The sequence below is a fragment of the Larkinella sp. genome (genome assembly GCF_965227735.1).
Classification (GTDB): domain Bacteria; phylum Bacteroidota; class Bacteroidia; order Cytophagales; family Spirosomataceae; genus Larkinella.
This window is the reverse complement of the sequence record NZ_OZ245776.1, coordinates 6715962-6734650: the sequence shown is the minus strand read 5'-3', so window position 1 is coordinate 6734650 and position 18689 is coordinate 6715962. Positions and strand designations below refer to the sequence as shown.

Genomic DNA, 18689 nt, shown 5'->3' with positions numbered 1-18689 from the left:
AAGCATCTTTTCAGGTTTCGGATCAGTCGACTACCTGCCGACGGCCCATCAGTTCCAGGCCATACGAGATGGGCACGGCGAAGGTGATGCGCGTGGCATCCTGCGTGGTATTACTGGCGGTGAAGATGCCGATGACGTTGCCCTCCCGGTCGAAAACCGGTCCTCCGCTGTTGCCCGCACCGGTGGCGTTAACCGTGAGCTGGTAATAATCCCCAAACTCGCTGTAATAGCTGGACGACTTGCCGCTGCTCTGGCCTTTGATGATTTTGCCGACGTTGCCGGGGGTGACGGTCACGTCCGGCACCTTGACAAACTGCGGGTTGCGATTGGCAAAATCCGACGAATTTTCACCCACAAACACATCCGGCGAAATACCGGGATAGCCCATCACCGTGACCAACTGGCCCGAGGCAATGTCTTTTTCCGCGTTGCGCATCTGAACGGGCGACAGTGTTTCGGCCAGGTCGATTTTGATCATGGCCACATCGTGTTTCGGTGAGATGATGGGTTTGCCGCTGGCCGGAAAACGCTGCTCATTTTTGTTAAAAGTAACGTCGAGGTAGGTATTGACGCCCTCGATTACTTTCCCCGACATCGGTTTTTTGCCGAAAAACCGCGTTTCGCCCGGCACCCACCGGAAGGGCTGCACCCGCTCCGGGCTTATTTCCCAACCCTTGGCCCCCTGCACCAGCAACAGGCCGGGAAATGCATCCGGCGGAAAATTGTAGTAGGAATTCCAGGCGGCAGCCACGTGGCGGTTGGTCAGAATATGACCCTGGGGCGAAACTACGAAACCCGATCCGCTGGCCCCGTGCATGGCAATGGGTTCGCCAACGGCCACGTCTTTTTTCAGTCCCAGCAGCGGTTCGATCTGGCCGGGTTCGACTTCAATGTACATCGGAATATTTTTCGTGGTGCCGTCCCATTGTTTGACCGGCATATACTGGTGGTAAATATCGTCGCCGGTCGGGGTGTAGATCAGCTTGTAGCCAAATTCGATGAAAACCACTTTGCTGGTGTTGGCGGTGGCAATTTGCTCGGTCGTCAGGGAATGATCCGGTTTGGAAGCCGGTAGCACAACCGGGCGGTTGACGACCACCGTGGTATTGGTACGGAACTTGTCTTTAAACGCGAAGGCAATGCCGGATAGAATGGCCAGCACCAGGGCGGCTGCTACCAGCACCGAGCGCGTTGTTTTTTTGCGTTCGGTCACCATCATCCGTTCGACAGTTTGCTTGCCCAGGCCCACTTTGGCCGGCACACCGGAAAACGCATCGGCGTCGGAAACCGGGGCCGGCATTTTGAATTCACTGGTTGGGTTGTAGGGTGCTGGCATGTCGACCACCCGGGTACTCTGCATCCATTCGGCGGGGCGGGGATTGAGGTCGAACTGAAATACCGGGCCGCCCTGGCCCAACTGCACTTCGTCGCCCGGTTGCAGAACCGCCGAGCCAACAATGCGGGTTTTGTTAACAAAAATACCGTTCCGGGAGTTGTTATCAACCACCTTGAAAACCGGCAGCGGACCATCTTCTTTCACGAGTTTGCCGTGTTCGCGGGAAACCGTCGAGTCCAGTTCGGGGTCGAACCGCAGATCGTTGGCGATGCCCCGCCCGAACGTCAGCTCGGTGTATTTCTTGTAGTCGAATTCTTCGACCTGGTTGGCTTTGGTGCCGGTAAGATGACGGATGACAAACCGTTCTATTGGAGTGGCCATGAGTGACAGGGGTTAATACGTTATAGGGTTGGATTTTTTTGCCGTTTGGACCCTACAAAGGTGGGGAATCGGCCCGCGGGAGGAAATCGGGAAAAGCCCTGATTTTCGACTCCGGGAAACCTGTATTTTGCGTCTATAGGAAAACCTATATTTTGCAGTAGCCCGTTGTACTTGAAGGTTTTATATCCGTACTTTCGGTATCTCCTTTCTTTTTTCAGGCCATGCGTAACCTTCTGCTCCTGCTCCTTTCCAGTTCGTTCGCCCTTGCCCAGAATCCGGTGATCGATTCGCTGCAAAACCGGCTGAAACAGCTTCCGGCCGATAGCTTCCGCGTCCTGACCCTACACGAACTGGCGACCAATTACTGGTGGAATGGCTATGATTCACTCGCCATCCAGACGCTTCGTGCGGGAATGCGGGTGGCCCAAAAAGCGAACTACCCGACGGGTGAAATCCGCGCCCGGCTGGCCCTGGCCCGCATCGAAGCCGATTACCTGTCGGACACCAAAACCGCTCACGCCCAACTGGATACCGCCCAAAACCGGGCCATTGCCATCCATGATCTGTCGTTGCAGGGGCAGGTTTTTCTCCGGCGGGCGCAGTTGTATGCCAACATCATGGCGAAACTTCCGGAAGCCCGAACCCTGTTGCAGCAGGCCCTGGCGAAGTTTCGGGAAGGCCACGACCGGCGTTGGGAAGCACAGGCGTACAACGAACTGGCGATCATGCAAATGGGGGAAGGACAATACGTCGAAGCGATCAATCTGTGGCTCAGGGCCCGGCGGATTCAGGAAAGCATGAACGACTGGAAAAGCCTGCGGTCTACCCTGCCGAATCTGGGTGCGGCTTACGTGAAACTCAACCGGTATGACGATGCACTGGCCTGTTTTGCCGAGGGCGAAAAAATTGCCAACCGGCTGAACGACCGCCTGGTTAAAACCTTTCTGATCGGTAAAAAAGCGGAAATATTCGAGCGGAAAGGTCAATACACACCGGCGCTTGCTCTCTACCTCGAACAGGTGAAAGCGTATGAAAATCCGTATCTGCCCAGTAATCTGGCGCGGGCCTATGGCGCAGCCGGTCGGATGTACATTGCTCTCCATCAATATGACAAGGCCCTCACCTATTCGCAACGCTCGCAGGACACGTACCGCAAAACCGTTGAGAAAACCGAAGAAGCCCTGGAGCACAATGCCCAGCATAATTTCGGGGAAATTTACATCGCACTGAAGCAGTATAAACGGGCGATTCCGTATGCCAAAACCGGGCTGGCCTGGACGAAAGACATCCGCGAAATGCGCCCCGAACGCACCAAATACCTCCAGCAACTGGCCGTTTCATACGATCACCTGAACCAGCCCGCCCAGGCATTGTATTATTTCAAATGGTACAAAGCGGAAGCCGATACGATGCTGAATGAAGAAGCCATCCAGCAAGCGACGGTGGCCAGCATGACCTACGACTTTGATAAAAAACAGCAGGTGACCCGGCTCCAGCAGGCCCAACAGCAAAACCGCATCACCTCGCTGGAAAAAGATCAACTGGCCCAGTCCCGCAACTTCCTGATTGCGTTGCTGGTGCTCAGTGGCGGAACCCTCGGCTATGTGGTCTGGAGCAATCGGCGGCTGCGCATCAAAAACGAGGAGCTTTCCCGGAAAAATGCCGAGATCGAAGCCGCGCTCTACCGCGGTCAGACGATGGAACGGAAACGGGTGGCCAGTGAACTGCACGATAGCGTGGCGGCCAAGGTGTCGGCCCTGAAGTGGCGGTTCGAAGCCATGGACACCTCGCAGTTTGACGACGGCCAGCAGCGGGAACACACGCGCCTGCTGGATCACATGGGCGAAGTTTACGACGACATCCGGGCGATTTCGCACAACCTGATGCCCGAAATCCTTGAAAAACAGGGATTACAGGCGGCTTTGATCAAACTGACGGATACTTTAAACGTGCAGAATCGCACCCGGTTTATGCTGGAAGTGGACGACTCGGGTGCGGATGTACGGGGAAAAACCGCCTACGAACTCTACGCCATTTCGCTTGAACTGGTCAACAACATTCTCAAACACGCCAACGCCCGCAGTGCCGGGATTGCCCTCCACCGCCAGAACGGTTTGCTGAAACTGACCATTCAGGACGACGGCGCAGGAATTGATGAGAACAGGGTTTCGGACGGAGTTGGGATGCGGAATATTCAGTCGCGGCTGGAACGGCTGGGTGGCAGTTTCTACCTGTCAAGCCCCGAACCGGGCGGCACCTGCGTGAATGTACAGGTTCCGATGGCCAGCTAAAACCGCCCGAACGTCACAGCAACCCGTGCCGGACGGCGTATTTGATGATGCCGATTGAATTTTTGACGGCCAGTTTTCGCAGAATGTTGTGGCGGTGCGTTTCGACCGTTCCGGGGCTGATGAAAAGTTTTTCGGCAATGGCGTTGGTGGAAAGTTCCTGCGCCACCAGCCGGATGATCTCGAGTTCGCGGTCGGTCAGGGGCGACAGGGGCGCGGGGGCTTCGTCCAGCGCCCGAACCGGGCTTACCGGCAATGCCACCAACTGGGTCATGACCGATTCCGAGAAATACTTCTCCCCCCGGGCTACGGTTTTCACGGCTTTCTCCAGTTCGGCTTTCCCGGCTTTTTTCATTACGTAGCCCGAAATACCGGCCCGGAAGGCTTCCCGAATGCTGTCGGCATCCTCCGAAACCGTCAGCATCAGCACTTTGATCCGGGGAAATTGCTGGCGGATTTTCAACGTCAGATTGATCCCGTCGAGGTGCGGCATGTTCATGTCCGACAGCACCATATCGACTTCATGATCTCCCAGAAATCCGACCACTTCCCGGCTATCGTTCAGGGTCCCCACCACTTCCACTCCTTCAATGCGGCTCAGCAGCAGGGACAGACTATCCAGAATAATTTCGTGATCATCCGTTAAGAGTAGACGTATGGGAGTCATAGGCAACAGAGTCAGGGTGAGTCTCGCGGGTCTTTCAAAGATAAAGAGGATTTGGAGAATAGCAAGCTATCGTGCTGATGGAAAACCGTTTAGCTGATTTGGTATTCACTTTTAAGAATGATAAATGTAAAATGATGAATGGTAAATGTAAAAGTGCCGGTCTGGAGGCTCCTTTTACATTTACCATTTACCATTTATCATTTAACGCAAACTGTGAGATTATTGACCCCGGAGGGGTCCGATGTTAATAGCAAATGGGTATTTTATGAGTTCCAGGCGTGCCGGAGGTACGCATTAAAGGCTGAGTTGCGTACCTATCGGCACGCCTGGAACTCATAAAATACCCATTTGCTATTAACATTACGTGCCGCCGGCACTTAAACAACTGTTAGGCAAGGGCATAATCCCACAGTTCGCGTTAATATTTAATATTCCCTTCCCCCTACAGCGTCAGCCGCTGTTTGTCCTTCAACAGCACCTCTTTCAGTTTCGCATACGGCACTTTCTGAACGGATGTCTTGCCGTCGATGGCCAGCACGGCGGCTGTGGCGGCCGATTGTCCCAGAATCATGAACACCGGTTCCATCCGGATGGAACCGTAGGCAATGTGTGAACTCGATACGCAAACCGGCACCAGCAGGTTTTTGCACTCGCTTTCTTTCGGCACAATTGACCCGTAGGCAATCGAATACGGCTTATCAGGATGAACGCCGATGTCGCCTTCGTTCTGCACAAACCCGTCTTTTTTGACAAACCGCTGCGAATTGTGGGCATCCAGCGCGTAGGAACCCATTCCCACCGGATTCGGCACGACGGTTTTGCCCAGGGCATCGACTTCTTTCATGACAAATTCGCCCAGCATCCGACGGGCTTCCCGGATATACAATTGGTGCGGCCAGTTCCCGTTGTCCTTGAATTCATCTTTGGGCAACCCCCACTGCTGCATGGCCTGGTGAACATCCGCCGGAATTTTTGGGTCGTTCTGCATGTAATACAGCAATCCTTTCTGGTACAGTTCGTGGTCGCGGATGATCTCTTTGCGCCGTTCGTAGGTCGCTTCGGGATAATCGTAGTTTTTTCCGATGTAGTCGGTGCTGAACGGGCCGTGGTTGTTGGTATCGGTTTTGCGGTTCGGAATGGGGTCGTATTTATCGAACGTTTCGCGCCAGCCCGTGGCAAACACGCGGGCCAGGAGTTCATAGCGACTGGGATCGTAGCCCGCGGGTTTCGGGAACGGGATGCGGTTTTCGGGGTGATTGCTCAGGCACATCCGGAAACAATACGCCTGGATTTTGTGGTCGCCGGTACCGTTTGCACCCGGTTCTTCCTCCGATATTTCGGGCAGCAAGCCGCTTTTGGGGTCTCCTTCAATCTTGTAGGGACTCACATTTTTCTTGAAATAGTGGCCGTGCTGAAAAACGCCGACCTGCACGCCGTTGTGCGTCTCGTTGTAGACGCTGTTGGCTTCCCGCCCGACGTGGTATTTCACGCCCGCTGCCGCCATCAGATCGCCTTCGTAGGTGGCATCGATGAACACTTTTCCCTGATAAACCGTACCGCTCAGCGTTTTGAACGAGGTGATGGCCCCCGCCTGTTTCTGAACACCTCTTGCCGACCGGTCCAGCCATTCGTTGCGGTACACGGTTAGCTTATTTTCTTTGACAAAATCCTCGAAAACCTGCTCGGCAGCGTGCGGTTCAAAGATCCACATGGTGCGGTTGGTGCCGTCGAGCGCGGGCGTTCCCTGACCTTTGTTACCGTATTCCGAGCGTTTCTGCCAGGTCCAATTAGCGTCTTTCTGGTAGTGCTGGTAAAGCCGTTGGTAGAACTCGCGGGAAAGTCCGCCGATAACCTCCTTGTTACCCGTGTCGGTGAAGCCCAGCCCGCCCGACGACAAACCGCCCAGGTGTTTATCCGGCGACACGATGATGACTGATTTGCCCATCTTTTTGACCTGCACGGCCGCCGTCACAGCCGCCGACGTGCCGCCATAAATGATCACATCGGCCTGCCGCACAGCGTACGGTTTGAGGGTGGACGCACGATAACCGGGCAGCATCAGGAGCAAACCCAACAGAAGGCCGGTGACCGACCCTTTTTTTAAGAATTCAGAAGCGAACGGGTTGTACAAAGTCATAGTGATTCAGGAAAAGCAGCACTCAGGCTGCCACGAGTTTTTGAAGATAAGCCGGATAGTTTTTACCGTCGCCATCGCCGTGGGTAATGCTGTCACCGAAGCAGACGATGCGGTTTTTCACCAATTGACGCTGCACCAGAAACGTGTAAAGGGCCACGGCCATCGTCCGATACCCCTCCGCAGTCGGATGAATACCATCGGTTTTGTGGCTATTGGCTTCGTTTTTCAGCAAGCTGTTCGCTTCCAGACCAATGTTACCTACGGTTTCAAAAATGTGGTGCATATCCAGCAAAGGCAGGTTATTATCCAAAGCTACTTTCCGAATGACGTCATTCATCGCCTTTTTTCGCGCCGTATGTCCCTCGGGCTGGTAAAAAGCCGGATCGTGACGGGTCATCAGGTACGGTTCATATACCGGCAGAATCGTCATCAGCACAACCTGACTCCGGATCGCGATCAATTTGGAACAGATCGTCCGCATGTTTTGCTCGTAGACGGGCAAGGGGACGTGCTTTTTGCTGTTCACGTCGTTGGTACCCGCCATCAGAATGGTCAATTCGGGCCGCTGCGCCAGGCAGTCCTTTTCGATCCGGGCCAGCAAATCGACGGTATTGTTGCCGCCAACCCCCGCGTTGATGACCACCGGGCTGGATTCAACGGTTTTTGACGCACTGCTGTCAGACAATGATTTGCCGAGAAACGGGGCCACGGCCAGTGTGCTTTGCAAAAACGTTCGACGCTGCATGATTTAACGGTTTTCAGTTTACGGTTTTCGGTTGCTGACGCGTTGTTTTCATTCCTCATTCATTGTTAACTAATGATTTTCAACTGTAAATCGAAAACCGTATACCGAAAACCGTACACTGAAAAATCAATACCCCGGATTCTGCTCCAGCTTGGGGTTCACGTCACGTTCCGTTTGGGGAATGGGGAACAGATAATGGTGTTCGGCCACGGCAATCGCCGGATTCTGGGCTTTCATGGCACTGATTAGCCGTTTCGTCCGGGCCAGATCATACCAGCGGTGGCCTTCAAATGCCAGTTCCAGCCGTCGCTCCAGCAACACACTGTCCCGAAACTGGGCCTGCGTCAGATTCGGAGTCAGATTGGGTAAACCGGCCCGGTTGCGAATGCGGTTGATGGTGGCATAAGCCTCGGCGTTGTTGGCACCCAGCTCGTTCAGGGCTTCGGCATACATCAGCAATACGTCCGGATAGCGAATAATCGGATAATTGTTTCCACCATCCGCGTTGCCGGTCGCAGCCGGGTCCAGGTATTTGTAGACGTAACACGGAAACAGGACGCTGGCCGGAGCCGCCGGAGTGCTGGTGGCCGAGTAGAGTCTCAGGGTAACATTCCGGCGTTTGTCATCGTCGCGGTAGGCTTTGTACAGATTTTCGGTGGCGGGGTCATCGCCAAAACCGGCAACGCCGTTGACGCGGTCGAAATTGGGGCGCATGTAGCCTTGCATCCAACTGCCTTCACCAAAACCGCCACTCAGGGCCTGCATCTCGAAGACGGCTTCTTTGCCGTTTTTGTTAGCGATCAAAAAAGCCTCAGCAAAGTTGGCCCACAAATCGTATTGTCCCGAATCGATCACCTCTTTCGCTTTGGCCGCTGCCTTCGCCCAGTCCTGACGCGTCAGATACACTTTTGCCAGATAGGCGGTTGCGGCTCCTTTCGTCGCCCGGCCCCGATCCGCGCCAGTGTAGTTTGCGGGCAGTACGGTTTCGGCTTCCGTAAAATCCTGAATGATCAGCGTATAGACCTCGTCCACCGACGCCCGGGCCACACTCAAATCATTCAGCGAGGTGGTTTCGGTGGTCATGATCGGCACGCCCCCAAACAGACGAACCAGCGTGAAGTAATAAAAACCGCGCATAAACTTCGCTTCAGCAATATAACGGCCTTTCAGAGCCTCATCCATCGGAACGGCCGGTAAGCGGGTGATCACCGCGTTGGCCCGGTTGATGGCGGAATAAACCGTCGACCAAATGGCCTGGAAGGTGTTGGTGGCCGGAGTAAACGTATATTTGTCGAGGTCGTTTTTCGGCTGGTTCGCGGTAGAGCGGCCATTGCCCCACTCGGCATCGTCGGTGGCCTGATCCTGCAAAATCCACATCACCTGACTATACAGGTTCGCGTTGTTCAGTGGGTCATAGACCGCACTGACAGCCGCTTTGGCATCGTCTGCGTTTTTATAAAAATTCGTGGGCGTAAAATTCGATTCGGGCTTCTGGTCCAGCACTTCACAGGACGTCATCAGGCCGATCAGGCAAAGAAGGAGTATGTTCTTTTTCATCGTTTTAAAATCCTACATTAAGTCCGAACAGAAGGGTTTTGGCCGCCGGGTAGCTGGCGTAATCGAAGCCCTGGCTCCGGCTGTCCTGCCCAAACCGGTTTACTTCCGGATCATACCCCGAATAGTTGGTCCAGGTCAGGTAGTTCTGCGCGGTTGCATAGACCCGTACCGACTGAATTTTCAACCCTTTGAGCACGGAGGTCGGCAAATTGTACGCCAGTTGAAGGTTCTTCAGCCGCAGGTACGACCCATCTTCGATCTGCCGGGTCGACACGCGGTTGGCGGGCCGGGTGGTCGATGCCCGTGGGATGTCGGTATTGGTGTTGGTGGGTGTCCAGCGGTTCAGCATATCCCGGCTCTGGTTGGTGGTCGCGTTCAGGTATTCGAGTTCGTAGCGGTTGGCATTCAGGATGCTGTTTCCGTAAACGCCCTGAAAGAATGCCGTCAGTTCCAAACCCTTGTACGAGAACGTGTTGCTGATCCCGCCGATAAACTTGGGTTGCGCCCGGCCGATGATCGTCCGGTCGTTGTCGTCGATTTTCTTATCGCCGTTCAGATCCAGGTATTTGCGGTCACCCGGTTTTCGGGCCTGCGGATCGGCCAGGGCCGTTAGTTCATCCGTGGTTTGGTACAGGCCGTTGGTCACGTAGCCAAAGAACGATCCCAGGGGTTCACCCACCCGAATGATCCCGGAGTTCAGCCCCTGGCCGATGTTGGCGACACTCCCGGCAAAAATCTGGGGTGCCCCGCCAATGTCCAGTACTTTGTTGCGGTTGAGGGCAAAGTTAAAATCGGTATTCCATTTGAAAGCCCCCACCAGATTGCGCGACGAGATGCTGAGTTCGATACCCTTGTTCTCCACTTTGCCAAGGTTTTTAATGGCGCTTGAGAACCCCGACGTACTCGGAACCGTCACATTCAGCAGCAGGTCTTTCGTCCGTTTCAGATACGCATCGGCGGTCAGGGTAATCCGGTCATTCAGGAAACCAACGTCCACGCCCACATCAGCCTGGGAAGTCGTTTCCCACGACAGATCCGGGTTGGCAATCTGGTTCGGCCCCAGGCCCGTCGAAACCGTGTTCCCGAACACGTAGTTCTGGGTTCCCAGCAGCGAATACGATGGGTAATTGCCAATGCCGTCCTGGTTGCCGGTCGTACCGTACGTCATCCGCAGTTTCAGATCACTGACCACCGCATTGTTCTTCAGAAAAGCCTCTTCCGAAACCCGCCAGGCCAGGGCCGCCGAGGGGAAATAGCCAAAACGGTTGTTCGCGCCAAACCGGGAAGAACCGTCGGTTCGGAACGAAGCCGTCAGCAGGTATTTGTCTTTGTAGCCGTAATTCAACCGCGCCAGGTACGATTGCAGCCCCCAGGTGCCGATGCTCGATTCGGGCGTCAGCGGCACAGAACCGGAGGCCAGGTTGCTCGAACCCAGGTTATCGTTCACAAAATTACGCGCCTGCGCCCGGTTGGCTTCCGTCCGGCTGGCTTGCTGCGTATACCCGATCAGGGCCGTTACGTTGTGGTCGTTGTTGAAGGTGCGGGTGTAGGTCAGCAGGTTCTCGTTGAGCCAGGTAATGGCCTGCGAATTGAAGATCGCAGCCGACCCGCCCTGAGCCAGGCCACTCGAAACCGAGCGGGGCAAATACGAATCCTGTTTTTGCAAAATACCGTCTATCCCCAGCGAAACACGCAGGCTCAGTCCGTCAATGATCTGGTAATCACCGAAAACACTGCCAAAAACGCGATAGGCCGTATTGCGGTTTTTGTTATCGCGGGCCAGTGCCACCGGGTTGTCGGCGGTGAAAGCCAGCGCCGGATTGGTCAGCAGATAGGAGCCGTCGGCGTTCCGAACCGGCAGGATGGGCGGAAACTGGAGGGCGGCCATCGTCACCAGACCGGCACTGCCCAAATCGCCGTCCGAGCGGGCCTGGTTGGTCACGGTTCGGTTGACAGTCAGGCTGTTGCCAATTTTGATTTTGTTGGTCAGCTTGCGGTCCAGATTGACCCGGAACGAGTACCGGTCAAAATCGGAGTTGACAATCACGCCATTCTGTTTGAAATAACCGCCCGCAATGGCATACTGCGTTTTTTCATCCCCTCCGCTGATCGAAAGCTGGTAGTTGGCGATGGGGGCCTGCCGGAAAATCTCGTCCTGCCAGTCGGTGCCTTCGCCAAAGGCGTCGACCTGCGCGGGCGTATACACCGCCGGGCGACCTTCGTTCGTGTTGGCGTCGTTGACAAACTGGGCGTATTCCCGTCCGTTCAAAACCGGGTATTTCCGGCGCACATTCTGAATTCCGTAATAGGTATCGAAGGTGATGGTCGATTTCCCGGCTTTTCCCCGTTTCGTCGTGATGATCACCACGCCGTTCGCACCCCGCGACCCGTAAATGGCCGTGGACGAGGCATCTTTCAGCACCGAAATCGACTCGATATCGCTGGGATTGAGCGTACTCAGCACGTTGAAACTTGAGCCAGAGTTCGCGCCGTCGTTCTTGAAAGGAATACCGTCGATGACATACAGCGGCTCGTTATCGCCCTGAATCGAGTTACCACCCCGGATGCGGATGCTGGTCGAACCGCCCGGCGCACCCGAGTTCTGGGTAATCTGGACGCCAGCCGCCCGGCCCTGCAACGCCTGATCGAGTGACGTGACAGCCACTTTGCGAATTTCTTCGACCGGAACCGTAGCCACCGCTCCCGTCAGATCGCTCTTTTTCACCTGGCCATAGCCCACTACCACCACCTCGTTCAGCGATTTGGTATCCGGCACCAGTTGAATATCGATCACGGAGCGGTTTTGTACCAATTGCTCCTGACTCACGTAGCCAACAAAGCTGTAAACCAGCGCGGTAGCCTCATCGGGAATGCTGAGTTGATAACGCCCCTGAACATCGGTCGTCGTTCCGCGCGAGGTACCTTTCACGACCACACTGACACCGGGCAACCCCTCGCCGGTTTCGCTCGTGACCCGTCCGGTGATCCGCACATCGGCCCGGGTCGTTTCAATCGGTTGAATGGTTGACAAACTCATCAGGCCATCCAGCGAAACGGGGCCGGTTCCGGCCGTAGCGGATGTGGCGGCAACGGGTACACTGATCGTTGTCCGCTCGTTTTTAGGCGGCATAATCAGATAGGCTCCGGACCGCAGTTTCTTAAACCGCATCCCGTATTTCTTCAGCAAAAGATTAAGATTGGTTTCCAGCCGGGCGTTGAGGTTGAGCGGTTCGGCCGGGCTCAGGTGATGCGCCACGACTGATTCTTCGAATAAAATATCGACGCCGTAATAGTCCTTCAATTGCAGCAAGGTGTTTTTCAGCGGCTGGCTCACCCCAAGGGTGGGCGCGGTTTTACCGGCCTGTGGGTGGTCGGTCTGCTGTGTTCGGACAAAAGCCAGCGTCTGGGCTACGGCGTGGCCATAACCGACACTGAGCAACCAGCCAGTGGCCAGTGCAAGCGGTATTGATTTTCTCATTGGGAAATTGGGATTTCGGTAGGGGTTGAAAAAATGAGATTCTGGTCGCGGTGGCTGAGTTTCAGATCCAGCAGTTCGGCAAGGGCTTCGGCCAGTTCATCGGAAGAACCGGCGCGGATCGTTCCCGTCAGTGTTCGGCGGGCGAGCGCCGGATCGGCAAGCTGCGCATTGACGCCAAAAACCGCCCGAATCTGGCGCACCACCTCGCGCAGAGAGGTATTGTTGAAACTAAACAACCGGTAGCGCCAATGGGCAAAACGGTTCGTATCGGCCTGCTGCTGTAAGCTTAAAGCCCCTTTTTCGTCGAGCCGCGCCCAGTCGCCGGGTTTCATCAGCAGGTTTTGCGCCGGTTGATTGGCGGTTTTGTAGTGGAGGTTCACTTTTCCCCGTTTCAGCACCACTTCGGCGTGGGCATCCCGGCTGCGCACCGAAAACTCCGTTCCCAGCACCTCCACTTCCAGCCCGTCAGTTGCCTGAACGACAAAGGGTTGGTTCGTGGAAAGATGCTTCACGTCAAAAACCGCATCGCCTTTCAGGGCTACCCTTCGGGAAAACCAGCCGTAGCCGATCCGGGGCAATTCCAGGGACGAGTTGCTGTTGAGGGCCACCGTGGAGCCGTCGGGCAGGTTCAGCGAACGGAGTTGGTAGGCATTGGTCGTAATGGTTTGGTAGAAAATCGGTTCCCGAAAAAACCAGCCGCCAGCCAGCAGGATGAACGTGAGCGAAGCCGCGATCAGCCAGCGGCCCGGATGCCAGAACGGGCGGGGTTCCTGCGGCAGCGGTCGGATCACCCGGGCCGGGGCTTCGTCCGGATTGTCGAGCCGTTGCCGGAACTGGTCGAGGTGATGGGCGAAATCGGGGGCATACTGCGGAAAGCTCCGCTCCCATTCGTCCAGCCACTGAAAATACGTTTCCCGGCTGGTCGGGCGCGTCAGCCATTCGCCAATCACTTTCTGCTGGACCGATGTGGCCTGACCGGCAAAGTACGTAAACAACAATTCTTTGGTAGGTTCCATGATGAGGTTGTATATCGGTGAGGCTACGCAAAAACCGTCAGCAGAAGCAGCCCATAGCTAATCAGTTTCTGGTTTCGGAGAAACTGCCGTACTGTTGAAATGGCCTGTAGCAAGTGGTTTTCGACGGTTTTGGGGGAAAGCGTCAGCTCACTGGCAATCTCCTTATAGGATTTCCCTTCGAACCGGCTCAATAAAAACACGCGTTGGCGCTGGGGCGACAGTTGCTGAACAGCCTGTTCGAGGGCGCGGTACAGTTCGTCCTGCTGCAAGAGCCGGTCGGGCTGCATGGCATCCTGATCGGGCTGGTCGAGGTCGTCGGGCAGGGGCTCCTGGCGGCTCAGTTCCCACCGCAGGCTGTTGTAGGCCCGGTTGCGAACCGCCTGGTAGAGATACGCCCGGTAGGATCCCTTGATCTGTTTATAAAGTTCTTTCTGGTAGAAGGTGTAGAACAAATCCGCGACCACATCTTCGGCCACCTGCCGGTCGTAGACAAACCGGATGGCGTGGCTGCACAGGGGCGCGAAATACTGCCGGAAGAGCAGTTCACAACCGAGTTTCGGGTCGGCAGCAAAAGCATTGCGGATGAACAACTCGCTGTCGGCACTCACCGGAACCGGGGTTGCGGCATCGCTCCTGAGCAGGGGCGGTGGGCCGCCGGGATTGGGGTCGGGCGAGGGCCGAAATGGAAACGCATTGGCTGGCATCGGTCAAAGGGTCTGGTACAGTGAAGACAAGTTAGTACCAAAAATCCCCCAATCGATTTTTATTTTTTATGTTTAAAATGCAAAAAAGAATCTACACAAGGTGACGATACCCATTCTGGCACCGTCTAATACGTGATATTGTCAATGGCCATGCCGAATACCTACACCCAACTCTATATCCAGACGGTTTTTGCGGTCAAACACCGCCATGGCCTGATTCGGGTCGAATGGAAAGAAGATTTGTACCGCTATATGACCGGGATTGTCCAGAATCAGGGGCATAAAATCCTTGCGATCAATGGAATGCCCGATCACATTCATGTTTTTTTGGGTCTGAATCCGAATCAGGCGGTTTCGGCACTCTTACAAGACTTGAAAGGGGACTCTTCCAAATGGATGAATGATCAGCGTTTCACCAAAGGCCGTTTCGAGTGGCAGTCGGGCTATGGCGCCTTTTCGTACGGGCAATCTCAAATTGACCGTGTTGTGCGGTACATTAAAAATCAGGAAGAGCATCACCGTAGGATGACGTTTCTGGAAGAGTATACAGCCTTTCTGCAAAAGTTCAACGTACCTTTTGACGCACGGTATATTTTTAAAGCGGTGGAAGATAAATGAATTGCGGGGTTTTCCCGGCGATTTTCAAACGACGAAACCGAGTCGCGTAGCGATGAAATGTTTGTAGAAAACCGATCGTCTCAGTATGTCCCCGGTCGCGTAGCGAACGAACCAATCTGGCGATGCTGGGATAAATAAGGTTTCGTCGCTACGCGACGAGCTGATGGGTGGGGATTGTTTCACTTCTACAAACATTAGGTCGCTAACGCGACCGATCATCCAAACGCCGGAACCGGGTCGCGTAGCGACGAAATGTTTGTGGAAAACCGAACGACTCAACATGTCCTCGGTCGCGTTAGCGACCCAATGTTTGTAGCAACCGAACGATCTCCACGAAATCTCCGGTCGCGTAGCGACCGAACCAATCTGGCGGTGCTGGGATAAATAAGGTTTCGTCGCTACGCGACGAGCTGATGGGTGGGGATTGTTTCACTTCTACAAACATTAGGTCGCTAACGCGACCAATCATCCAAACGCCGAAACCGAGTAGCGTAGCGACGAAATGTTTGTAGAAAATCGAACGGCTCAGTATGTCTCCGGTCGCGTTAGCGATCCAATGTTTGTAGCAACCGAACGATCTCCACGAAATCTCCGGTCGCGTAGCGACCGAACCAATCTGGCGGTGCTGGGATAAATAAGGTTTCGTCGCTACGCGACGAGCCGATGGGTGGGGATTGCGGCACTGCTACAAACATTGGGTCGCTAACGCGACCGATCATCCAAACGCCGGAACCGGGTCGCGTAGCGACGAAATGTTTGTAGCAACCGAACGATCTCCACGAAATCCCCGGTCGTGTAGCGATCGAACAAACCGGGTCACACATCAGCAAAAAAGGTTTCGTCGCTAACGCGACTGGCATTGGTTTCGGTCAATCATTGCTGAATTTACGTTGACCAACCAATCTGAAACAAAAAACGCCCGACTTCATCAGCCGGGCGTTTCCAAACCATTCCTAGCGCGTTAGTCCAGCGCCGGAATCACTTTATCGAGGTTGTAAAACAGAATATCCTCCTTGCCGTTTTCGCCTTCATTCATCATCATGCCGACGACGGCGTTCTTCTGAATCCGGCCCGCCAAAATCTCCTTGGACAGGGCGTTCAGAATGCGCCGTTGCATCACGCGTTTCAGCGGACGGGCGCCAAATTGCGGATCGAAACCTTCTTCGGCGAGTTTGTCAAGCACTTCCTGATCGGCTTCGATGGTAATCCCCTGCTCGGCCAGCCGGTCCTGAATGTGCTTGAATTGCAGCCCCACAATCTTGCGGATTTCGCGTTTGGTCAACGGCTGGAACATCACCAGTTCGTCGATCCGGTTCAGAAACTCGGGACGCAACGTCTGTTTCAGTAATTCAAACACCTCTTCTTTTGTATCGTCAATGATCTGCTCCCGGTTCCAGTCCTCCATTTGCGCAAACCGCTCGCGGATGATGTGGCTCCCGATGTTCGAGGTCATGATGACAATCGTATTCTTGAAACTCGCCACCCGGCCTTTGCTGTCGGTCAGCCGACCGTCGTCCAACACCTGCAACAGGATGTTGAACACGTCGGGGTGGGCTTTTTCGATTTCATCCAATAGAATGACGCTGTACGGTTTCCGGCGAACGGCTTCAGTCAACTGACCGCCTTCATCGTAGCCGATGTAGCCCGGAGGAGCGCCAATCAGGCGGCTGACGGCGTGGCGTTCCTGGAACTCAGACATATCGATCCGCACCAGCGAGTTCTCGTCGTTGAACAGATAATCGGCCAGGGCCTTCGCCAGCTCGGTTTTTCCGACACCGGTCGTTCCCAGAAAAATGAACGAACCCAGCGGACGTTTCGGGTCCTGCATCCCGGCGCGGCTCCGGCGAACGGCGTCGGCCACGGCCTGAATGGCCTCTTCCTGACCCGCCACGCGTTTTGCCAGTTCGTCTTCCAGGTGCAGCAGTTTCTCCCGTTCCGACTCCATCATCCGGCTCACCGGAATACCCGTCCATTTGGCCACCACCTCCGCAATATCGTCGGCCGTCACTTCCTCCTGCAACAGGTTCTGGCCGTCGCCTTCCGTTTTAACCAGCTCATCCAGACGGCTTTGCATTTCAGGCAGACGACCGTAGCGAATCTCGGCCACCTTGCCATAATCGCCCGACCGTTCGGCCTGCTCGGCTTCCGACTTCAGTTGATCGAGTTGTTCTTTCAACGTCCGGACTTCATTCACCGACTGTTTCTCCACCTCCCAGCGGGCTTTCAGGCTGTTCCGCAGTTCGTTGAGGTCTTCAATCTGCCGGTTCAGAACGCTCTCTTTGTCACGGTCGGATTCCCGGCGAATGGCTTCCCGTTCAATTTCCAACTGCATAATCCGGCGGTTCAGTTCGTCCAGTTCTTCCGGTACCGAGTCGATTTCCAGCCGCATTTTGGCAGCCGCTTCGTCCATCAGGTCAATGGCTTTGTCGGGCAAAAACCGGTCGGAAATATACCGATTCGAGAGTTCGACGGCGGCAATCACCGCGTCGTCCTTGATCCGAACGCCGTGGTGCAATTCGTATTTTTCCTTGATCCCCCGCAGAATCGAAATCGCATCCTTCACATCCGGTTCGTCCACCAGAACCGTCTGGAACCGGCGCTCAAGGGCTTTATCTTTTTCAATGTATTTCTGGTATTCTTTCAGCGTGGTGGCGCCGATGGCGTGCAATTCGCCCCGCGCCAGGGCCGGTTTCAGCAGGTTGGCCGCATCCATTGCGCCATCTCCTCCGCCAGCACCCGCACCAATCAGAGTGTGAATCTCGTCGATGAACAGTACGATTTCGCCCTCAGAATCCGTCACTTCCTTGATAACCGCCTTCAGCCGTTCCTCAAATTCTCCTTTGTACTTCGCACCCGCCACGAGCAAACCCATGTCTAGCGACACGATGATTTTCGATTTCAGGTTTTCGGGAACGTCACCCTGCACAATCCGCTGGGCGAGTCCTTCGACAATGGCGGTTTTCCCGACACCCGGTTCCCCGATCAGCATCGGGTTGTTTTTCGTCCGGCGGCTCAGGATTTGCAGCACCCGGCGAATCTCTTCGTCACGGCCAATTACGGGGTCGATTTTCCCCTTTTCAGCCAGTTCATTCAAATTTTTGCTGTACCGTTCCAAGGAGCGGTATTTTGCTTCGGCATTGGGATCTTTCACAGGATTATTTTTTCCGCGTAATTCTTTAATCGCTTCTTTCAGTACTTTTTCAGAGAACCCAACGTCTTTCAGCAAGGTCGCCACGGCATCTTTGCCCCCCGAAAGTCCCAACAGAATCAACTCGATGCTAACGTACTCATCACCAAACTCTTTCAATAGTTTGGTTGCTCGTTGCAGCGCCGAGTTCAGGTCGTTTCCGAGGTAAATATTGGAGGTTCCCTGCGCGCCAACCGACACTTTCGGGTACCCGTTCACAATAGCATCAAGCGCCAGCGTCAGTTGGCTGGAATTAACGCCGGTTTTTTTCGACAGAAAACCCATCGTGTTGGGATCTTCGTCGATAATCGCTTTCAGCACATGGCCGGTTTCCACCGACTGCTGTTGATTTCCCTGCGCAATCTGGGCCGCCTGCTGGATGACCTCCTGCGCTTTAATGGTGTAATTTGTTAAGTTCATGGTTGTGGGTTAAACGCTTTACCGGCGTAACAACTGTAAACCGGTATACGTTTTCGTTGCTGATATATATTTATCAAAGAGCAGGCCAGCCGGGTTTTTCGGACAATTTGGCGGAGATTTGATCAAAAAGAAGCCCTATATTGTCATTTTGACAT

General features: G+C 54.7%; 11 protein-coding genes. 2 read left to right on the top strand and 9 right to left on the bottom strand.

The window, feature by feature from the left end; genetic code table 11:
* Positions 1–22 precede the first annotated feature (22 nt).
* The gene (locus tag ACO064_RS26395; RefSeq protein WP_421830183.1) at positions 23–1717 is read right to left on the bottom strand and encodes a trypsin-like peptidase domain-containing protein; all 1695 of its coding nucleotides are present in this window, start codon (positions 1715–1717) and stop codon (positions 23–25) included.
* Positions 1718–1938: 221 nt separating this feature from the next.
* Here ACO064_RS26395 and ACO064_RS26390 point away from each other — a divergent pair, with 221 nt between their 5' ends.
* Positions 1939–4008: a tetratricopeptide repeat protein gene (locus tag ACO064_RS26390; protein WP_421830182.1), complete on the top strand. Its 2070-nt coding sequence runs from the start codon at positions 1939–1941 to the stop codon at positions 4006–4008.
* Positions 4009–4021: 13 nt separating this feature from the next.
* Here ACO064_RS26390 and ACO064_RS26385 read toward each other — a convergent pair whose 3' ends face one another.
* From ACO064_RS26385 to ACO064_RS26355, 7 genes are all read right to left on the bottom strand, one after another.
* The gene (locus ACO064_RS26385) at positions 4022–4672 is read right to left on the bottom strand and encodes a response regulator (RefSeq protein WP_421830181.1); all 651 of its coding nucleotides are present in this window, start codon (positions 4670–4672) and stop codon (positions 4022–4024) included.
* Positions 4673–5114: 442 nt separating this feature from the next.
* Positions 5115–6731: an FAD-dependent oxidoreductase gene (locus ACO064_RS26380; protein WP_421831067.1), complete on the bottom strand. Its 1617-nt coding sequence runs from the start codon at positions 6729–6731 to the stop codon at positions 5115–5117.
* A gap of 100 nt (positions 6732–6831) precedes the next feature.
* A complete protein-coding gene (locus ACO064_RS26375; RefSeq protein WP_421830180.1) occupies positions 6832–7554 on the bottom strand; it encodes a GDSL-type esterase/lipase family protein in 723 nt (240 codons plus the stop codon).
* Between the two features lie 126 nt (positions 7555–7680).
* Positions 7681–9111: a RagB/SusD family nutrient uptake outer membrane protein gene (locus tag ACO064_RS26370; protein ID WP_421830179.1), complete on the bottom strand. Its 1431-nt coding sequence runs from the start codon at positions 9109–9111 to the stop codon at positions 7681–7683.
* 4 nt (positions 9112–9115) lie between these two features.
* On the bottom strand, positions 9116–12589 hold the full coding sequence (locus ACO064_RS26365) for a SusC/RagA family TonB-linked outer membrane protein (protein ID WP_421830178.1): 3474 nt from the start codon (positions 12587–12589) through the stop codon (positions 9116–9118).
* Positions 12586–13605: a FecR family protein gene (locus ACO064_RS26360; RefSeq protein WP_421830177.1), complete on the bottom strand. Its 1020-nt coding sequence runs from the start codon at positions 13603–13605 to the stop codon at positions 12586–12588. The genes ACO064_RS26365 and ACO064_RS26360 overlap by 4 nt, the downstream gene beginning before the upstream one ends.
* Before the next feature lie 23 nt (positions 13606–13628).
* The gene (locus ACO064_RS26355; RefSeq protein ID WP_150875542.1) at positions 13629–14309 is read right to left on the bottom strand and encodes an RNA polymerase sigma-70 factor; all 681 of its coding nucleotides are present in this window, start codon (positions 14307–14309) and stop codon (positions 13629–13631) included.
* Positions 14310–14459: 150 nt separating this feature from the next.
* On the opposite strand from ACO064_RS26355, the gene tnpA reads away from it, so the two are divergent.
* Positions 14460–14927: an IS200/IS605 family transposase gene (gene tnpA, locus ACO064_RS26350; RefSeq protein ID WP_421830176.1), complete on the top strand. Its 468-nt coding sequence runs from the start codon at positions 14460–14462 to the stop codon at positions 14925–14927.
* 961 nt (positions 14928–15888) lie between these two features.
* On the opposite strand, the gene clpB is transcribed toward tnpA, so the two are convergent.
* Positions 15889–18534 carry an ATP-dependent chaperone ClpB gene (clpB, locus tag ACO064_RS26345; RefSeq protein WP_421830175.1) on the bottom strand — a complete coding sequence of 882 codons (2646 nt, stop codon included), beginning with the start codon at positions 18532–18534 and terminating at the stop codon, positions 15889–15891.
* Between the last annotated feature and the right edge of the window lie 155 nt (positions 18535–18689).

Coding starts and splice junctions, on each gene's coding strand:
- ACO064_RS26395 (WP_421830183.1), bottom strand. CDS start 1,717: ATGGCCACTCCAATAGAACGGTTTGTCATCCGTCATCTTACCGGCACC.
- ACO064_RS26390 (WP_421830182.1), top strand. CDS start 1,939: ATGCGTAACCTTCTGCTCCTGCTCCTTTCCAGTTCGTTCGCCCTTGCC.
- ACO064_RS26385 (WP_421830181.1), bottom strand. CDS start 4,672: ATGACTCCCATACGTCTACTCTTAACGGATGATCACGAAATTATTCTG.
- ACO064_RS26380 (WP_421831067.1), bottom strand. CDS start 6,731: ATGCTGCCCGGTTATCGTGCGTCCACCCTCAAACCGTACGCTGTGCGG.
- ACO064_RS26375 (WP_421830180.1), bottom strand. CDS start 7,554: ATGCAGCGTCGAACGTTTTTGCAAAGCACACTGGCCGTGGCCCCGTTT.
- ACO064_RS26370 (WP_421830179.1), bottom strand. CDS start 9,111: ATGAAAAAGAACATACTCCTTCTTTGCCTGATCGGCCTGATGACGTCC.
- ACO064_RS26365 (WP_421830178.1), bottom strand. CDS start 12,589: ATGAGAAAATCAATACCGCTTGCACTGGCCACTGGCTGGTTGCTCAGT.
- ACO064_RS26360 (WP_421830177.1), bottom strand. CDS start 13,605: ATGGAACCTACCAAAGAATTGTTGTTTACGTACTTTGCCGGTCAGGCC.
- ACO064_RS26355 (WP_150875542.1), bottom strand. CDS start 14,309: ATGCCAGCCAATGCGTTTCCATTTCGGCCCTCGCCCGACCCCAATCCC.
- tnpA (WP_421830176.1), top strand. CDS start 14,460: ATGCCGAATACCTACACCCAACTCTATATCCAGACGGTTTTTGCGGTC.
- clpB (WP_421830175.1), bottom strand. CDS start 18,534: ATGAACTTAACAAATTACACCATTAAAGCGCAGGAGGTCATCCAGCAG.